14 protein-coding genes, 1 tRNA gene and 2 pseudogenes are annotated in these 18183 nt (G+C 68.4%); 9 read left to right on the top strand and 8 right to left on the bottom strand.

Annotation, left to right across the window (positions count from 1 at the left end; all coding sequences use genetic code 11):
- The first annotated feature begins 94 nt into the window (after positions 1 to 94).
- A complete protein-coding gene (locus AC068B_RS02915) occupies positions 95 to 3025 on the top strand; it encodes a tetratricopeptide repeat protein (protein ID WP_478668575.1) in 2931 nt (976 codons plus the stop codon).
- Between the two features lie 27 nt (positions 3026 to 3052).
- On the opposite strand, the gene AC068B_RS02910 is transcribed toward AC068B_RS02915, so the two are convergent.
- The gene (locus tag AC068B_RS02910; RefSeq protein ID WP_478668574.1) at positions 3053 to 3826 is read right to left on the bottom strand and encodes a gamma-glutamyl-gamma-aminobutyrate hydrolase family protein; all 774 of its coding nucleotides are present in this window, start codon (positions 3824 to 3826) and stop codon (positions 3053 to 3055) included.
- Positions 3827 to 4058: 232 nt separating this feature from the next.
- On the opposite strand from AC068B_RS02910, the gene AC068B_RS02905 reads away from it, so the two are divergent.
- The 5 genes from AC068B_RS02905 to AC068B_RS02885 all read left to right on the top strand — a co-directional run bounded on the left by AC068B_RS02905 (position 4059) and on the right by AC068B_RS02885 (position 8781).
- Positions 4059 to 5519 carry an aldehyde dehydrogenase gene (locus AC068B_RS02905; protein ID WP_478668573.1) on the top strand — a complete coding sequence of 487 codons (1461 nt, stop codon included), beginning with the start codon at positions 4059 to 4061 and terminating at the stop codon, positions 5517 to 5519.
- Positions 5512 to 6435 carry a 3,4-dihydroxyphenylacetate 2,3-dioxygenase gene (locus tag AC068B_RS02900; protein WP_478668571.1) on the top strand — a complete coding sequence of 308 codons (924 nt, stop codon included), beginning with the start codon at positions 5512 to 5514 and terminating at the stop codon, positions 6433 to 6435. The genes AC068B_RS02905 and AC068B_RS02900 overlap by 8 nt, the downstream gene beginning before the upstream one ends.
- Complete coding sequence (locus tag AC068B_RS02895; RefSeq protein ID WP_478668570.1) at positions 6432 to 7298, top strand: fumarylacetoacetate hydrolase family protein; 867 nt, start codon at positions 6432 to 6434, stop codon at positions 7296 to 7298. Before AC068B_RS02900 ends, AC068B_RS02895 begins: the two co-directional genes overlap by 4 nt.
- Before the next feature lie 79 nt (positions 7299 to 7377).
- The gene (locus tag AC068B_RS02890; protein ID WP_478668568.1) at positions 7378 to 7566 is read left to right on the top strand and encodes a ferredoxin; all 189 of its coding nucleotides are present in this window, start codon (positions 7378 to 7380) and stop codon (positions 7564 to 7566) included.
- 6 nt (positions 7567 to 7572) lie between these two features.
- Complete coding sequence (locus AC068B_RS02885; RefSeq protein ID WP_478668567.1) at positions 7573 to 8781, top strand: NAD(P)/FAD-dependent oxidoreductase; 1209 nt, start codon at positions 7573 to 7575, stop codon at positions 8779 to 8781.
- A 63-nt stretch (positions 8782 to 8844) separates the two neighbouring features.
- On the opposite strand, the gene cyaB is transcribed toward AC068B_RS02885, so the two are convergent.
- Both cyaB and AC068B_RS02875 read right to left on the bottom strand, forming a co-directional pair.
- Positions 8845 to 9420, bottom strand: a complete 576-nt coding sequence (gene cyaB, locus AC068B_RS02880) for a class IV adenylate cyclase (RefSeq protein ID WP_478668565.1) — start codon at positions 9418 to 9420, stop codon at positions 8845 to 8847.
- 14 nt (positions 9421 to 9434) lie between these two features.
- On the bottom strand, positions 9435 to 10187 hold the full coding sequence (locus tag AC068B_RS02875; RefSeq protein ID WP_478668564.1) for a helix-turn-helix domain-containing protein: 753 nt from the start codon (positions 10185 to 10187) through the stop codon (positions 9435 to 9437).
- 279 nt (positions 10188 to 10466) lie between these two features.
- Between AC068B_RS02875 and AC068B_RS02870 the strand changes: the two genes are divergently transcribed.
- Positions 10467 to 10988: a hypothetical protein gene (locus AC068B_RS02870; protein ID WP_478668563.1), complete on the top strand. Its 522-nt coding sequence runs from the start codon at positions 10467 to 10469 to the stop codon at positions 10986 to 10988.
- A 167-nt stretch (positions 10989 to 11155) separates the two neighbouring features.
- Here AC068B_RS02870 and AC068B_RS02865 read toward each other — a convergent pair whose 3' ends face one another.
- From AC068B_RS02865 to AC068B_RS02855, 3 genes and pseudogenes are all read right to left on the bottom strand, one after another.
- Complete coding sequence (locus AC068B_RS02865) at positions 11156 to 12415, bottom strand: hypothetical protein (protein WP_478668561.1); 1260 nt, start codon at positions 12413 to 12415, stop codon at positions 11156 to 11158.
- Positions 12416 to 13347: 932 nt separating this feature from the next.
- Positions 13348 to 13572: pseudogene (locus AC068B_RS02860) on the bottom strand (WbqC family protein); the annotation flags it as partial.
- Positions 13514 to 14182 carry a YdcF family protein gene (locus AC068B_RS02855; RefSeq protein ID WP_478668560.1) on the bottom strand — a complete coding sequence of 223 codons (669 nt, stop codon included), beginning with the start codon at positions 14180 to 14182 and terminating at the stop codon, positions 13514 to 13516. The pseudogene AC068B_RS02860 and the gene AC068B_RS02855, both read right to left, overlap by 59 nt.
- A gap of 155 nt (positions 14183 to 14337) precedes the next feature.
- Here AC068B_RS02855 and AC068B_RS02850 point away from each other — a divergent pair, with 155 nt between their 5' ends.
- Complete coding sequence (locus AC068B_RS02850) at positions 14338 to 14643, top strand: hypothetical protein (protein ID WP_478668559.1); 306 nt, start codon at positions 14338 to 14340, stop codon at positions 14641 to 14643.
- Between the two features lie 1079 nt (positions 14644 to 15722).
- Here AC068B_RS02850 and AC068B_RS02845 read toward each other — a convergent pair.
- Together AC068B_RS02845 and AC068B_RS02840 are read right to left on the bottom strand one after the other, a co-directional pair.
- Positions 15723 to 16103: a hypothetical protein gene (locus AC068B_RS02845; RefSeq protein WP_478668557.1), complete on the bottom strand. Its 381-nt coding sequence runs from the start codon at positions 16101 to 16103 to the stop codon at positions 15723 to 15725.
- A gap of 200 nt (positions 16104 to 16303) precedes the next feature.
- A tRNA-Ser gene (locus AC068B_RS02840) sits at positions 16304 to 16406 on the bottom strand.
- Between the two features lie 589 nt (positions 16407 to 16995).
- Between AC068B_RS02840 and AC068B_RS02835 the strand changes: the two are divergent.
- Positions 16996 to 17850, top strand: a pseudogene (locus tag AC068B_RS02835) (helix-turn-helix domain-containing protein); the annotation flags it as partial.
- Positions 17851 to 18183: the final 333 nt, after the last annotated feature.

The raw sequence follows: 18183 nt of genomic DNA, 5'->3' as shown, positions 1-18183 counted from the left end.
AAGCCGAAACCGAGACGTCCGAGGTGGCTTCCCGGCAGCCGCGAGTTGTCTCGGACAGCATCCTGTGCGCCTCGGACGGGGCAGGATCAGCCCCATGAGCCATCCGCCGGTGGACTCCTGGGAGTCCTTCCGCCAAGCACTGCGAGAGATGCACGAAGCTGCGGGCGCCCCGCCGTTCCGCAGGGTCAAAACCTTGTCCGGGGTGCCTGTGTCGACCGCCAACAGTTATGTGCAGGCACGCCCCAGCCGGGTCGGCAACGGCTCCTGGGAGCCCGTGGCCGCAGTGATCACCGCCTTCATCACCCATGCCGACGGCAGCGGCCACGGCGACGGCCTGTCGCGGGCCCACCGCGATCTGACGGCGTGGGAGCGCCGGTGGCAAGCCCTCGAGGACCGTTCCGCATCGGTCTCGGACGACATCCAGCGGGCGGCCGAGCTGGTGCCGGGCATCAGTGCTTCGGTGCTGGGTGAATGGGACGGAGGCAGCAGGGCCGTTCTCGCGCCCACCACCTCGTCCGAGCTGTTCGACTGGATCTCCGGGAACCCCCGGCTGGACGCCCTGGCCGACGCGATCTCCCGCTGCGCCGACCTGGGCGCTGCCCGTCAAGCCCACGGGCTGGCCCAACAGTTGTGCGGCCTCGCGGAGGAGACGCTGGCCGCCGATCACCCGGCGGCCCTGGCGGCACGGCACATGGCCGCGTACTGGACCGGTAAGGCAGGCGATCTGCACACCGCGCGCAGACTCACGGCGGCCCTCACCGACGACTGCGGAGCGGCTCTCGGGAGGGAGCATCCGCTGACCCGGCTCGCGGCGCTGCGGCACGCCGCATGGCTGAGCCGGTGCGGCCTCTGGGCCCAGGCCCGGCATACCTATGCGGGGCTCCTGCGGGACAGCGGCGCCGATACCCAGGACCGTCTGGTGCTGCTGGCCCGCCTCGGGCATGCCGAGACCACCGGTCTGAGCGGTGCGTGGGACGCCGCCAGGGAGCGCATCGGCGAACTCCTTCCCCTTCTGTCGGAGGGCTTCGGCGCCCACCACGCCGTGACCATCCAGGCGACCTGTGCGCACGCCGAGGTGATCGGTCTGGCGGGAGAACCGGCCCGCGCCTTCGCCCTGCTGAAGGAGCTTGCCGAGGCGGCCGCAGAGGTCCTGGGCCCCACGCACCCCCACACGCTCGACATCCACATCGCCAGTGCTGCCTGGAGCCAGGGGCTGGTCCCCCTCGACGTGACGCTCGAGCTGGCGCACGGCACCGCCTCCGCCGCCGAGCGCGGTCTCGGCGCCGATCACCCCACCACGCTCGACGCGCACGCCGTGTACGCCGGGGCTCTGGGCTTGCGCAGCATGCAGCAGGCCGAGGAGGTGTGGGAGCGGGTGCTGACAGCTCGCCGGCGTGTCATGGGGCCGGACCATCCCGACACGCTCGCGACCCGACGCGCACTCGCCGACGCCTGCGTCGCCCTCGAAGGAGAGCAAGCGGCGTGCGAACGGTACGAGCAGATCGAGCTCGCCCAGGAAGCCACGCTGGGCCGGGAGCACCCCGACACCCTGGTCACGCGTGCCCGCATCGCGCGGATGACCGGGAGGCTGCGGGGACCAGAGGCTGCCGTCCCCCTCTACCAGGACCTCCTGGCCACATGGGAACGCATCGCGGGTGCCCGGCACCCTTGCACGCTGGAGCTCCGCTCGGACTTCGTCGGTCTGCTCGACGATCTGAAGGGAGTCGTGGCCGCGCGCCCCCTCTACGAGGAGGTGGTCGCGGCACAGGAAGAGATCCTCGGCGCACATCACCCCCAGACGCTCAGCACCAGACTCCGACTCGCCGCCGCGGTGGCCCAGCAGGGGGACGGAAAGACGGCCGACACCATCCTGGAAGAGGCTGCCGCGGGCCTGCGTGGGCTGCTCGGACCCGAGGATCCGCGCCCTCTCCTGGTCCGGCTGCTCCAAGTGCTCCTGGCGTGCGAGCGGGGTGGTCTCCAGGCCGCTCGTGCCCATGCGCACATCCTCGGTCCTGCCCGTGCGCAACTCCTCGGTCTTGAGACGCCGGTGGCGCTTCGGGCGCGGGCTTGGTGTGCGCTGGTCACCGCCTTCGCCGAAGGGCTGGCGCCGTCCCGCGCCATGTTCGACGAAACGATCGCCGCCCAGGAGCGGGTGCTGACCGGCACGCATCCCTCGACCCTGATGACGAAGAGACTCCGGGCAGGCATCACGCTGGAACTGGGCGGTGCGGTCGAGGCATTGCCCCTCCTCGTCGAGCTCGCGGACGAATGCACACGGGCGCGCGGACGCGGCCACCCTGCCACTCTCAAGGTCCTCGCCGACCTGGCAGAAGCGGTCGAAGCCCGGTACGGCCCGCGCCGGTGTCTGCCGTTGCTGGAGGAGGTCGCGCAGGGGTGGCAGCGCCTGTACGGCCCTGGCCATCCAGAAACCCTCGACGCGTGTCTCGACGTCGTCGCGACAGTCGCCAAGACGCATGGCCGCAGGCGTGCCCGGGCGATGTGCGACGGGCTCGCTCCGTACGTGGAGCGACTCGAAACGGCTGACGACCCCGCGGAGGCCGACGTCGTTCATCTGAAGCTCCGGTTCAGGTTCGCCGACGTGCGCTGGGGGCTCAACCCCAGATCGGACGAGTGCCGATGGCAGTTCGAGGAAGCGGCGCAGAACCTGTTCGGAGTCCTGGGAAGAGAGCATCCGATTTCCCTGTACCTGCGTCGCGCTGATGCCGAGGGGATGCACCCTTCGTACGCCAAGCCGATCTACGAAGAGATCATCGAGGTGCAGGAGCGCGTGCTGGGGCCGACCCACGAAGACACACTGTTCACCCGGGTCGCTCGTGCCCACGGAATCCGGCTCATGACGAACGGCAGCTACGCCAAGCCCTTGCTCAAGGAACTCGCGACGACCTGCGAGCAGGCACACGGCCCCCGGGCCGCTGTCACCGAATGGGCGCGCTACTACACCGTCCGCGGCCGGTTGAGGCGCTGGTGCCGGAGACTGGGCCGACCACTCCGCCGCATTCTGTGAAACCGCGGGACGCATCCGGTACGAGGGTCAACTCGGAGTCAGCACCTGGGCCCCTGCCGCCCGCACCAGCCCCCCGAACAACCCCTGCTGCCCCGCGTCCACCGCCGCCGTGTCCTCCGGATGCCACTGCACCGACGCGAACCAGCCCTCCCCGTCCGGGAGTTCGAGGGCCTCGATCGTGCCGTCGGCCGCCCACGCAGTGGGGACCAGGCCCCGGCCGGGGAGGTCCACGCACTGGTGGTGGTAGCAGGACGCCTCCGTCTTCGCGGCGCCCAGCAGGCGCGCCACCGTGGAGCCCGCGGCCACCCGCACCGGGTGCACCTTGTGGCGGTGCTCCGATGCGGGGCCGCCCATGTCCTGCCGCAGCGTGCCGCCCAGGGCGACGTTCACCACCTGCATGCCGCGGCAGACCGCCAGCGTCGGCAGGCCGCGGGCCAGCGCGCAGTGGGCGAGGGCCAGGTCGAAGGCGTCCTGCGCGTCGTCGACGTCGTACACGGCGCCGTGCACGTCCGCCCCGGCCGCGTACCGCCAGGGCGCGACGTCCCCGCCGCCGGGGAGCAGCAGTCCGGCGCAGCGTGCGAGCCGTGCGGCGGCCTCGTCCGGCTCGCCGGGATGCATCATGAACGGCTCGCCGCCCGCGCGGTACACGGCGTCGGCGAGGGCGCGCGCGGTGACGACGGCGGCGTAGCGCAGGGCGGAGGTCGTGGCGGCGTACCGCTGGGGGAGGGCGATCAGGGGGCGGGGGAGCGGAGGGCGGGTGAGCGGGGGACGGGCGCGGGGCGCGGGCCGGGGCATCGGCATGGCTGGCTTCCGGAGGCAGGCCTATCGTTTGGGTTCAAACAATATCTCAACGTCGCACCCCTCGCGAGGGGTTGACCCCGCACCGGGCCCCTCCTAATGTTGTTTGGGTTCAAACGAACTGGAGGCAGTGATGGCTCCTCCCGCCCCCGCCTCTCCGGGGACACCGCACACCGGGACACCGCGTACCGACGCACCGCGCACCGGAACACCCCACACGGCGACCGTCGCCGGCGTGCCCGTCGACACCCGGCACTGGATCGGCGGCGCCCGCGTCGCTTCCCCGGCCACCTTCACCGACCACTCGCCCGTCGACGGCACCCCGCTCGCCGAGATCGCCCGCGGCACGGCCGCCGAGGCCAGGGCCGCCGTGGCCGCCGCGGACGCCGCCTTCCCCGGCTGGGCGGCGACGCCCCCGGCCGAGCGCGCCCGGCTGCTGCACGCCGTCGCCGACGGGGTCGACGCCCGCGCCGAGGAGCTCGCCGCCGTCGAGACCGCCGACAACGGCGCCCTGCTCCGCTCGCACCGCCGCGGCGTGCTGCCCCGCGTCGCCCACAACTTCCGCTACTTCGCCGACCGCCTCCTCGCCCTCACCCACGACGACTTCGACACCCGCGGCCACACGAACCACGTCACCTGGGACCCGGCGGGCCCCGCCGTCCTCATCACGCCGTGGAACGCCCCGCTGATGCTGGCCACCTGGAAGATCGCCCCGGCGCTCGCCGCGGGCGACACCGTCGTGCTCAAGCCCGCCGAGTGGACCCCGCTGACCGCCTCGCTCCTCGCCGACATCACGCACGAGGCGGGGCTGCCGCCCGGAGTCTTCAACGTCGTGCAGGGGTACGGCGACGAGGCAGGGGCGCCACTCACCGCCGACCCCGCCGTGCGCCGCATCAGCTTCACCGGCTCGGTGCCCACCGCCCACCGCATCGCCGCGGCCGCCGCCGCGCACCTCGTCCCGTGCAGCTTCGAACTCGGCGGCAAGTCACCGCTGTTGGTCCTCGCCGACGCGGACCTCGACCTCGCCGCCGACCTCGCCGTGGAGCAGTACGACAACGCGGGCCAGGTCTGCCTCGCGGCCACCCGCATCCTCGTCGAGGAGTCCGTGCGCGACGCCTTCCTCGGCCGCTTCCTCGACCGGGTGGCGAAGCTGACCCAGGGCGACCCGCGCGACGAGGCCACCGACATCGGACCGAGCATCCACGCCCGGCACGTGGACCGCGTCGACGGATTCGTGCGGCGCGCCCTCGCGGCGGGCGCGGAAGCCGTCGTCGGCGGCGGCCGCAACACCGCGCTGGACAGCGCGCTGGGCGGGCAGTACTACCTCCCCACCCTCCTCACCGGCGTCGACCAGGACTCCGAGATCGTCCAGGAAGAGGTCTTCGGCCCCGTCCTCACCCTCCAGACCTTCCCCGACGGCGACGACGACGAGGCGGTGCGCCTCGCCAACGGCACCCGCTTCGGCCTCGCCGCCACCCTCGCCGCAGGCGACCGCGAGCGCGCGGCACGGCTCGGCGCACGGCTCGTCGCGGGCACGGTCTGGGTCAACTGCTTCTACGTACGCGACCTCTCCGCACCCTTCGGCGGCTCGCGCATGTCCGGCGTCGGGCGCGAGGGCGGCGACTGGTCCTTCGACTTCTACTGCGACCTGAAGAACACAGTGGCCGCGCCGAAGGGTTGGGCCGACCATGGGTGAGATCGTCGGAGCGGGCCTCCTGGCTCACGTCCCCACCATCGTGCTGCCCGAGGCCATCCGCAAAGAGCTCAACGAGGGCCGCGAGATCAGCCTCGTCCCCGGCCTGCGCAAGCTGCGCGCCGACGTCTTCGAGACGCTCGACTACGACACCGTCGTCGTCCTCGACTCGCACTGGGCGACCACCGTCGAGTTCGTGGTCACCGCACAGCCCCGCCGCGCGGGCCTGTTCACCTCCGAAGAGCTGCCGCGCGGCATGTGCCGCATGCCGTACGACTATCCGGGCGACCCCGAACTCGCCGCCTCTGTCGCCCGTTTCGCGGAGAAGCACGACACCTGGATCACCCCGATCGACGACCCCTTCCTGCCCGTGTACTACGCCACGATCAACCTGTGGACGTACCTGGGCCACGGCCTCCCCGAGAAGAAGTGGGTCTCGATCGGGGTCTGTCAGACCGGTGACGCCGAGGACCACCTGCGGCTCGGCCGGGCGCTCGCCGACGGCATCGGCGCGCTCCCCGGGCGCAGGGTCCTGCTCATCGCGTCCGGCGCCCTCTCGCACACGTTCTGGCCGCTGCGCGAACTGCGCGCCCACGAGTCCAGCGACCCCGCCCACATCCGTACGCCCGAGGCCCGAGCCGCCGACCTCAGGCGCATCGAGTGGTTCGAGCGCGGCGACCACGCCCAAGTCCTGCGCACCATGCCGGAGTTCCTCACCCACAAGCCCGAGGCGCGCTTCGGCCACTACCTGATGATGATCGGCGCCCTCGGCGAGGAGCGCTGCACCGCCGCGGGGCGCGCCTACAGCGCGTACGAGAACTCCATCGGCACGGGCCAGATGCACCTGTGGTTCGACCGCCCGCCGACCGGGTGGACCGGCGAGGGCGCCGACACCGACCGGAACGAGGCGACGGCATGAGGGCGTCCGGGGCTACCACCATCGAGTACCGCCGCATCCTCCTTGACGGGGCAGCCGTCCAGGTCGTGCGCGAGGGCGACGAGCTGCTCGCCGCCGACGGACGCCGCCTCAAGGCGTCCGAGGCCCACCACCTCCCACCCGTACGTCCGTCCAAGGTGATCGCCGTCCACCTCAACCACCGCAGCAGGGTCACGGAGTTCGGGGTCAAGCTGCCGCCCGCACCCACCTACTTCCACAAGCCGATCTCGGCCTTGAACAGCCACGGCGGCGCCGTCGTGCGCCCCGAAGGCTGCAAGTACCTCAACTACGAGGGCGAGATCGGCATCGTCATCGGCCGCACCTGCCGCAACGTGGCACCGGACGAGGCGGGCGCGTACATCGCGGGCTACACCGTCGCCAACGACTACGGCCTGCACGACTTCCGCGACACGGACGCCGGTTCGATGCTCCGCGTAAAAGGCTCCGACACGCTCTGCCCACTCGGCCCCGGCCTGGTCACCGGCTGGAACTTCCACGGCAAGTACCTCCGGACCTACGTGAACGGCGAGCTCGCGCAGGACGGTTCGACCGACGAGATGCAGTGGGACATGCACTATCTCGTCGCCGACATCGCCCGCACGATCACCCTGGAGCCGGGCGACGTCCTGCTCTCCGGCACACCCGCGGGCTCCCGCCCGGTCCGCCCCGGCGACGTCGTCGAGGTCGAGGCCGAGGGCCTGGGGCGCCTCACCAACCGCATCGTCACAGGACCGACGGCAGTCCGTGCCGACGTCGGGGCCCAGCCGACCGAGTCCGAGGAGGTCCTCTCCACGGCCCTCGGCGGCGACTGGGAGTTCCGCGGCATCAGACCGCCGCGCCGCTGAGCACGGTTCCACCCGGCGAGCACACTTGCACCCGGCGAGCACAGTTCCACCCGATATGCACAGCAAGGGAGTTGGATCCATGAGGGTGATCGTCGACCTGGACGTCTGCCAGGACCACGGGCAGTGCGTCTTCGCCGCGCCGGACATCTTCCGGCTCGACGACGAGGGCCACCTCGCGTACGTGGACGCGCCCGACGAGGCGCTGCGCGCCGAGGTCGAGGACGCCGCCGACGTGTGCCCGTTGCAGGCGATCCGGGTCGAGGGCTGAGACGCCGTGGAACGGACCGGGCGGGCCGGGATCGCCGTCGTCGGCGCGTCCCTCGGCGGCCTGCGCTCGGCGGAACAGCTCCGTGCCGCGGGCTGGCACGGCCCGATCACCCTCTTCGGAGACGAGCTCCACCTCCCCTACAACCGCCCCCCGTTGTCGAAGGCGGTGCTGGCGGGCAACGCGCCCGCGTCCGGCACGGAACTGCGCAGGCGCCCCAGCGTCGAGGACGTCGAGTGGCGGCTCGGCTCGGCCGTCGCCGCCGCCGACCTGGGAGCCCGCACACTCACACTGACCGACGGATCGGTCCACATGTACGAGGGTCTGGTGGCCGCGACGGGGGTGCGGCCACGCAGACTCCCGATGCCCGGGGGTCCGCCCCGGCACGTCGTCCGCACGCTGGAGGACTCGGCGGCCCTGGCCGTCGGCCTGGCGGCGGGCGCCCGGGTGCTCGTGATCGGATCGGGTTTCATCGGATGCGAGGTGGCGGCCACGGCGCGCACGGCGGGTTGTGCGGTGACCGTGGTCGCCCCGGAGGCGGAACCGATGGTGCTCGCGCTCGGCCCACACCTCGCACGCGCACTGCGTCATCGCCACGAGGCGAGGGGCGTACGTTTCCTGATGGGCCGCCTGGCACGGGAACTCACCCCGGAGGGCGCGGTGCTGGACGACGGCACCGAACTCCCCGCCGACCTGGTGGTCGAAGCGGTCGGCTCCCTCCCGAACACGGAATGGCTGGCGGCAACACCGGGACTGGACCTCACGGACGGCATCCTCTGCGACGCCCACCTGCGCATAGGCGGCATCCCGCACGCGGTGGCGGTCGGTGACGTAGCCCGCTTCCCGAACCCGCGCTACGGCCCCGTGCCCCGCCGCGTCGAACACTGGTCGGTCCCCGGCGACACGGCCCGCCACGCGGCCCGCACCCTGGTCGCCGCCCTGACCGGCACGCCTCGCGACCCGGCGCCCTGCGCCCCGCTCCCGTCCTTCTGGAGCGACCAATACGCCCTGCGCCTCCAGTCCTTCGGCCAGCCCTCACTCGCCGACCGCTGCGAACTCCTGGAAGGCGACCCGGACGCCCCCGAAGGCGACCTCCTCTACGCCTACTACCGGGGCACCCGCCTCATAGGCGTGGCGGCACTGGGCGGCCCGGCGGCGACGGCAGCGGCGGGCCGCCACCGCGCCCACCTCATGACGCTGCCGGAGCCGGTGACCTGACCCGGCACAGGTATGCCAAAGGGGCAGCACCTCTGCACGGGGTGCTGCCTCGTTACCTCCCCGTCAGATGGCATCCGACCGTCGTGACCGTCGTCGCTGTGCGACAGCGTCGGTGTAGGTCTCTCGCGTCAGCCCTGCTTCGCTGATGCCCAGGTCGGCCAGGACGGCCCGGATGTCGGCCAGAGCCTGCGGCACGGCATCCTCGTCGACGAGCGTCTCGACCTCAAGGAAAGTGCCCTCGATCTCCGGCACGCGTACCAACGTGGCCAGCATCTGCCGACCGCGCGCCTCGAAGCCGTAGTTGCGGCACCGCTTTTCGAACGCGATGGCCTCGACGTATCCGAGCCCTCGCAGGATGGCGTGTGCCGCCTCCGCGTCGGCGACGTCCGTCTCGTGCTCCGGCTTGGACCCGGACGCCGCGTCGACGGCAGCGGCTTTGAAGGTGAGCACGGTACGAGTGCCGCCCCCGCCGTGGACCGTACGCACACGCAGCTCTTCGTCGGCCGCGGCGAGAGACCCGTCAGGCCGGTCGTAATACGTGTCCCGATAAACTTCGCAGCGCGCCCGAGCCAGCTCGTCCAACTGCGCCACCACAGCCTCTGGCTCCTGAACCCACGCCTTCAACTCGGCCTCGATCACGTGCCGCGCCCCCTTCACACCGTGCGCTGCGCCCCTGCCAGAATCGCCTCGAACATGCGCCGAAACCCACGGAAGAGCGGACCGTGCGGTGTCGCCATCACCTTGTACGTGGCCGACGTGTGTCCTTCCCAGCCCGCGTCGAATGCCCCCACAAAGAGGGTGCCGTCGACGCGGATCAGACGCCACGTCGGCAGCATCGTGTACCGGAACGCAGTCACGTCACGCCCTTCCGCCTGCAACTCCCGTAGCCGGGCCTCGGCCATTCGTACTCCGCCCGCCAGGGACTCGGGGGACTCGCCGATCTCGGCGGCCCGTTGGTTCAGGGCCTCACTGTCGGGGTCGAGCAGCGCGACGCGCACGCGGAGCCCCGTGCCGCCCTGTTCACGAGGGAGGCAGGCGGAGCGCAGAAGGCTGTCGTTCAGGCCGATCAGTCCCAGGCCACGTACAGCGAGGACGTCCAGTTCCTCGGCACGGCGTGCGTTCTCGCGGATCTCCTCGGCGGCGGATGCCTGTGCCGCATAGACACGTACGACCTCGGGAAACGCCGCGAGATCGAACGCGGCGCCGTCCTGCTTCCGCTCGCGGCTGGCCGCGAGGCCGAGCACATGACGTGAGCCGTCGGGCATCGACAGCCCCTCGGCGATGCGCTCGTACACAGCCAGGCGAGACACCTCCCGACGGCCGTTGATGACCTCGTTGACACGCGCCTGCGTCATACCGGAGGCCGCGGCGATACGGGCTTGGCTGGCACCGGCGTACCGCTGCACGAACCGGAAGATGGCACCCATGTCCCGCGCTCGAAGAGCTTCACGGACCTCTGCTCGCTCCCAGGCCCAGTCGGGGAGAACGATCGGCCCGATAGCGGTCACCATGGCGCGTCCTCTGTGTCTGATATCCGGAACTGGATGAGAAGTCATCCCACCGTGAGATTACCGCTGAGGGATCGCTTCGACACTGTCTGTCACAAGAAGCTGGCCAGACCGACAAAGCCCGGAAGTCCGCGCGAACGGAAAATTCAGGGCGTGGCCGACTGACCAGGAGCTGACATGAGAGAGATGACGGGCAGCGTTTTCACCAGGGGAGGTGGCGCTTCCCTGAACCTGACGAGCGCGGCTTTCGACTGGCTGGCGCGTGCGCAGCAGGAGCCGCGCCAGGCCCAACAGGCGTGGAGGGCGCAGGGCATCGCCTTGTTGCCGCTCGGGACGAGGTTCAACGCGGTGTGCCTGCCCGCCCGGCTCGTCCACGCGGCCGTGGGCACGGACGAATCGGTGGCGGTGAGGGCGACACTTGCGGAACTACTCAACGGCCCGATCATCCACAGCCACCCGCAGGAGCACTACTACGCGCTCGTCGAGTGCGCGCCCGTCCTGCGCTGGATGCGGGAGTACGGCGAGGCCCCCATGCTGGGGGCGGGCCACTTCCTGACCGTTCCCGCGTCGGACCTTCGAGGCCCGACCGGCCTGTACTGGGCAGTGCCGCCCCGAATCGTCGGTGACCTGTGCGCTGTCCAGTCCGTGGCCGCCTTGGTGCGCATCGCCCGGAGCGGGTCTCGGGGGAGGCAGTGGTGATCCCACCCGAGACGACCGCTGAGGAACGGCAGGCGCAGCGCGCGTACGGCGACCTCCTCGCCCACTTCGACGACTGCGCCCCCTGCCGGATCGAGGACTACTGCACGGCGGGAGACCGCCTGCGCCGCACGCACCGGGCCACCCGCGCCGCGCTGAGGGGCACCAGGTCACCTGACAGGGGCGGTCCACCCGTCGACGATGTCCAGGATGGTGCCCAGTGTGCGGATGGGGAAGTACTCGCGGCCCCGCGCGGACTCCTCACCGGCGTCCCGCATGGCAGCGATGCACATGTTCTCCAACTTCCGAGCCTCGGGATTGCCTTCGATCAGGCGGACGACGTGGTCGAATCCGTCACGCTCGTGTTGGGAGAGGCGCAGGCGGGGGTTGCCGGAGGTGATGCCGAACTTCACGATGCCGTTGATGTCGTCCGTGACGACGTAGAAGACGTCCCATGACTTGCCTGCGCAGGTACGGCATATACCGCCCCCGGCCCGGACGTTGCTCGGCGTGGGCGTGCCGGTGTGGCCCTTGGTGCACCGCACCCGGTGCGGCCGGTCCTTGCCGAGCCACGTGGGTTCGAGGACGATCCCTCCCAATGCGGTGACGCGGGTGCGGAACGCCGCCTCGGCGGCCTTGGGATCCTTCCCGGCACAAATCCGGCAGATGCCCCGTCCCTGCTGGACACTGGCCGGCCACGGAGCGCTCAGGTGTCCCTGGGCGCAACGGACTCGATGCGGCGTGGTCGCCCCGAGCCACGCTGGCTCCAGTACAACTCCCCCCAACTCCGTGATGCGAGCCCTGAAGTTCGCCTCGGCGACTTGCGGGTCCCGCCCGGCGCAGACGCGGCAGATGCCGTCCCCGCGCCGCACCTGGGACGGTCTGGGACGGCACTCGTGCCCGGCGGCGCACTGCACCCGGTGCGGTTCGTTCGCGCCCAGGTACATCGGCTCCAGAAGCCTGGCGCCGATTTTCGCGAGGTTGTCCCTGAAGGCCGCCTCGCTTGCCCGACTGTCGTTCCCGGCGCAGGTGGAGCAGATGCCGCACCCCTGCTGCACATGACTCGGCCTCGGAGTGCACAGGTGGCCGTTGATGCAACGGGCGCGGTGAGACTCGTGGTTACCGAGCCACTTCTCCTCGAGAACGACCCCGCCCAGTGCGGCCACACGGGCTCTGAACGCCGTCTCGGCGTCCAGGGAGCGCATGTCACCGGCACAGGTGCGGCAGATGCCGTGCCCCTGCTGGACGTTGGACGGGAACGTGGCGCTCTCGTGCCCTGCCGCGCATCGCACGCGGTGGGGCTTCCTGCTGCCCCGCCACTCCGCTTCGAGGACGTCACCCCCCAACTCGGCGATGCGCGCCCGGAACGTCGCCTCGGCCCGCATGGACAACGCGGACTGCTTCCTCGAAGCCTTCGCGGCTCTCACCATCGGCCGTCCCCCCCCCACAGATCAGATCTCCCCATGGCCGGGGATCTTTCCACGGCCTACTGACAGTCCGTGAGGCGCTCGACGAGGTACGAAGGGGTGGCACGCGTGCAGCGGGCGTACGAGCCAACTTCTCGAACAGGGCGTGGCGCTACGGTTCGAAGTCGGCCAGTCATGACGGGTCTACCACCCTTAACTGTTGACTACGTCTTAATCAACTGTCGGCATAGTTGCCAAGCGTTGCGAAACCAGTCAACCGGACTTGTTGCCACCATCACCCTCCGAAGCGCACCCAATCCGGGAAAATTTGTACGTGCGCGGACGCCGCCCAACGTATATACGCGCTAGGCGCAGCAACGGCAGACTGGTCCCATGGAGTGGAGTCAAAATTACGCAGCAACCATTGCCGCAGTGAACCCCGTATTGATCCTCGCGGGAGTTGTGGAGCTGCGCCCATTGCTTGAGTCATGGTCAGGCGCTGCGACTTCCGTAAAGCTGCACGATGCGATTGAAGGGGTTCGCGAGTCGCCTCGCGGCGGCAGCGGGCATAGTGAATCCATGGCGCAGCTCCGAGCAGCGTTGACCATATATGAGCGTAGACATGGAAAGGTAGGTGCCATCAGGCAACTGATCTTTTTTGCGTGGCTACTTGTCAACATTGGGTTGGCGTCAGGCATTGTAAGCGCGGTCAGTTTCCTCGGAGGGGGGATCCGGACGTATCAGCCAACACGGCATACGTCTGCCTGTACGCAGACATGCTGGTTTTGCTTTCCATTCCTACGTACTTCCTTGCTATTTCCGTTCTCACGGTCAGGTCGATATAGATGAAGCGCGAAGGATATTAGCGGAAGACCGAGATTCTCCGACTTGAGGAGGCCAGGCATCGACTCCACACCTACGTCTACGGGCGATCTTGAGCCCCCGTATCCGTCGACGTCGTCGAAGGCGGCGATGCGCGCCCGCTGCCGGTAGTCGCGGCGGGCGAACTGCACGTCGTCCAGGACGATCCAGTGGTCCGCCGCGAACAGCTCGGCCAGTGTGGTCAGCCGGGGCGGGAGGTTGGGCTGGTGGATGGCGCAGAGCCCGCCCGGGGCGGCGGGTTCAGGAAGCGATGAGGCGGCTGGTGAAGCCGTCGCGGACGAGGGATTCGTACGCGGCATGCACGTCCTCCGGGACCTCCTGCTCGATGGCGAACCCGAGTTTCGGATACTCGATCACCCGCTGAAGGTCACCGACGAGCATGTCCACCACCAGCCTCTCGTCACCGATGCTCTTGAGGTAGTCGTCGAACTCCAGCGGCTCGGAGGCACACATGATGTCGACCTCGGGCCACAGCTTGCGAGCGGTCGCAAAGGACCGTCGTTCCATGTAGGGCTTGGAGACCAGCAGGACGGTGGCCGGGGTGACGCCTGCGGCGGCGAGGACGTCGCGGGAGAGGGTGATGTTCTGTCCGGTGTTCTCGGCGTTCGGCTCCAGGAGGATCGCGGAGGCGGGGACGCCGAGGTCGAGGGCGTGCTCGCGGTAGTGCACGGCCTCGCCGCGCGGGAAGCGGGACCGAGTGGTGGGGCTGTTCCCACCGGTGAAGACCAGGAGCGGGAAGAGTCCCGAGCGGTACAGCTCGGCCGCACGGGTTGCTACACCGAGATCGTGACTGCCCAGCCCGATCGCCACGTCGACGGCGCGGACCTCGTGGCGCATCTGGTGGTGGTCCCAGATCAACCTCGCCTGGTGCCAATGGTCTTCGGCGATGGCCTTGCGGTTGCCGCTCACGCGTTGACCTCTCTGATCACTGTTGCCGGGGCACGGTCGGCCCCTCACTCCCAGCCTTGACGCTCTCGACACTGCGCAGCATCAGAAGGTCACGCGGCCAGCTGCGTCGGCACACTAGTGCTCCGACGCATCGCACTTGACCCTTTGGGGGACTGATGACCGAACGCTCTTGGCAGCTTATGCAGGCAGACACCTTGCTCGGAACACTCACACTCGACGAGCTCGACCAGCCGTGGTTCCACTGCCATTTCACCGGAACGCTTGAATGGGAGCACGTTCGCCCCATCCTTGAGGAGTGGACACGGTCGATAGAGGCAGAGGAACCCGACCCGCCCCGGTTGGACCAGGCCATGAGAGCCGTGGACGGCCTGCACCTGTCCTTGGTACCGGCCGACGGCGACGAGCTCATCGATGACTTCCTGATCCACGTGAGAGGGACGCAAGCAAGCTTCCGCTACTAGCTCGTCACTGAAGCCGGACCGGCTCACCAACTTGGACGTGGCTGCACGGCTATGACTCAGAGGGCGCCACTCGCCGCTCGCGTGGCACGCCGGGCGCGTGCGCCGCGTCACGGCTTCCAGGCCTCCTCGATTCTGAAGGAAACGACCGTGCCACCGAAACGACGGGGGCCGACGATCCAGTCCAGGAGCCACTACAAGATGAGTGGCCAGTACCCGAACCTCTAAGTCTCTAGATGGGTACCCATGCCGAACACCGACTTGAGCGCCGCTGGCCTCCACCGTGGCTTCTGGTGTGAGTGCTGGGTGGAAAACCTCACGACCCCGGACCACCTGACGGTGACGACAGCCTTCGACGTCTACTCGGCAGCACAGGCGGATGGCTGGCTCCCCACAGCGCTCCACGTCATCACGAAGGAACTCACCCGCATGCCCCCGCGGATACGTGGGACTGGCTCTACGAAAGCCGCATCGACACCAGACGAGCCCTCCTCAACGCCGAACCCAGCACGCTCTCCGTGACCTACTCAGGCATGCGCGTGACGTGGACGATCCGCCCAGTGCTCTTCCTGCCCCTCGCGGACCACCAGATTCCTGAACTCATGCCATGCGAAACCCACTTGGGCTCCGAGCCCCACAGGCCCGACTGAGTTACAACTTTCTCTACGGGTTCAAGGGCCCGCGCAAAGCGCGGGCTGGCCCCTTGGCCCCGGCCCTCTGCGCCTTCGGCGCCGGGCCGTGCCCCTGAGGCCGCAAGCGAGTTACAGCCCTGGGGAGAACCTGGACGCACGACGGCCACGGTCAGAACGAGCCTCCGGCGGGGGGCGCTCAGGCTCCGAGATGGACGGGGCGCCGTTCGCGAGTGCCGGCCGAATGGTGGCGTGCGCGGGGGAGCTCCCATCCCGTCTGCCATCGCCCCAGGCAGAGCCGACCAGACGCGGCCCATGGCGTCCAGGTCGTTCGTACAGTGGCGCGCTCCACCTGGACGCTATGAACCACGCCCGCTCCACGTTGTGTGGGCCGACGGCAGACGGGATGGGAGCCGGCGTGAGTGGTGGGTGTAGGTGGGAGTTCGAGCGCAGCTACCTTGCCTTCTTGAGCTGATCGGCCAAGTTGGTTAGTTCTTGCGGGGTCAACTGGAACTCGTCAGGGTCCCAGACGACCTTGTAATGAGGCTCAAGCTCGGCAATCGCCTGCCGCATCCCGTAGGTCGCCTCGAAGAACCGTTCCATCCGCCGAGTCAGAAGTTGATCTATGAACTCCTGCGCATGCGTGCTGTCGCCGATCTGACTACGGTCAACGTTCGTTGGAGCCGTGTAGGCGTACAGGCCCGCATTGACTGCGGCGATGGCCCGATCGAACGCCTGATGTCGCTCGTGACGTCGATCAAACCGAGCCTTGGCCCAAGGCGCCAGAAAACCGCCGCTCATCCCACCGATGACAGACGCCAGCAGCGTCGCCAACCAACTCGCCATCTCAACTCCGCAGGTCGTTGATCAAGACAGGGAGAGTACCGAGGGCCACTGACAGTTCGCGGCGACCGCGCCCCAGCCGTGCCCGATCGAGCGGGGAACCACGGTGAACGTCGGGGAACACCAGCGTCCGAACGTGCGAACGGCCCCTACCTGATAGCCCAGGTCAGGGGCCGGTCTCACTGCTCATCACGCGGTAGGTGCGGGATTTGAACCCACGGTGACATCGCTGCCACGACGGTTTTCAAGACCGTCGGGGCATCACGGCGGGTACCCGCTTTGACCTGCACCGCGCTCTCGGCAGCACCGTCCACTCTCAGGGTTCGGCCTTTGATACGCCTCCGACTGGGCACAAGCCAGCAGACTTACAGTCGAACCGCTTGGCGGTGTCCGGTTTGTGTAATAGTGCAGCACCTGCGACGACTGCTTCAGCCGTCCGCTGCCCGTCCACACCCAGCGCATACATCTGTCGATCGGTGGAGGCTCAGACCATCCTGAGCGCCCCTTCCCCGGCTCGCGTCAGCCCGCCTGCGCTTCAGTCGGATGCCTAGCCTCGCCAGGAAGACGATCCCGCGGCCCGCCCTCCAAGCAAGCGACACATCGTCCGCGTGTTCGATAACTGTACGTATGAGTTCCACCGTCTCCTCCTCCTGCCGGCCGCTTGATGAAGGCCGACAGGACCCTTGGTAGGCACCTGGTGGGATCTTCGACAGCAACCTCGAAGTATGAGCGAAGAACGATTGCGAGACCTGCATGCGCACCCGAATAATCGAAGTTCGCGAGCTACGAAGCGCGGGGGGAGATCTTGAGCCGAGCACTGAACCCTGTCGACCAGCACAGCCCCGAACCAGTCCGAGACCTGGCAGAGCGACTCAGGGAGATCATGTTCGCGGCGGGCTACCGCACTGCCGCTCATCTCGCAGAGGACTCCGGCGTGAACGCGAGCACCCTCTCTGAGGCCCTGAGCGGTACGAGGGCCCCTAGTTCACAGACGTTGAAGAAGGTTCTCGAGGCCTGCGGCCTTGTCTATGACCGCGTATGGGCGGGAAGGCAAGAGCGTGCGAAAAACGCAGAGGCAGCGGAAAAGGCGAACAGCCGACGAAGCCGGAGGGAGCAAAGCTCCCCGAATCCCCCAAGGCAGCGTTCTCATTCAGGTCACCATTCCAATCGCGCGACAGCAGAAACTCACCTTTCCAGCTCTCAAATTCATTCCCTTGAGCCACCACTAGGGAATCTCCCACCGGAAGTTAGGGGCAGATCATCCATCCTGGCCCATCTTCGCGATCACCTAGATGCCCCTAAAGATAAATTCGTCGTCCTTCACGGAATGGGCGGATGTGGAAAGACCACGGTGGCATTGAGTATCGCGCAAGCCGCCCGGACTCAAGGGGTCGACATATTCTGGGTCAAGACAAATAGAGACAACCTGGACAGCGCAATGCGCCAAATCGCGCGAAGGTTGGGTGCCGAACATGAGGAGATTGAAGAGGCTTGGGGAACTATTGGAAACGGGCCGGATCTACTTTGGCAGCTTCTGAATTCATCTCAGCGCCGGTGGGTGCTGGTCCTTGATGAAGTTGATGAGCCTGAATTGATCGGGAGCGCCAACGGGCAGCCAGGTGATGGGACCGGATGGATTCGCGCTAGTCGCTACGGTTTGACACTAGTTACCACCCGTCTCGGAGATCCAGAGATTTGGGGCAACTCTGCAGAGTTCCATGCCATTGAGCCGCTCACGCCCGATGACGGCGCGCAAGTATTGCTAGATCTGGCCAATGAGGCAGGGTCACGGAGTGAAGCCCAGTACCTTTCCGCAAGGTTAGGCGGACTGCCACTAGCTTTGCGACTCGCCGGGTCGCAGCTTAGTCGAGCGACGCGAGGCGCTGGCCTTTTGCGTAGAGTAAGAGACCAAGGAAGGGTTCGGAACTTCACATCCTACCTAGCCGCACTTGACGACGCGGGAATCGAATACCTAGATCGCGCAAATAGCGGCGCCCTTAGCCGCAGCAGCGCGGAGCAGCTACATCGGCACCTGATTAGCCGAACGTGGGAAATCAGTCTTGACCTCCTA

The organism is Streptomyces sp. NPDC042371 (assembly GCF_056437465.1).
This window is presented reverse-complemented; position numbering and strand designations above follow the sequence as displayed.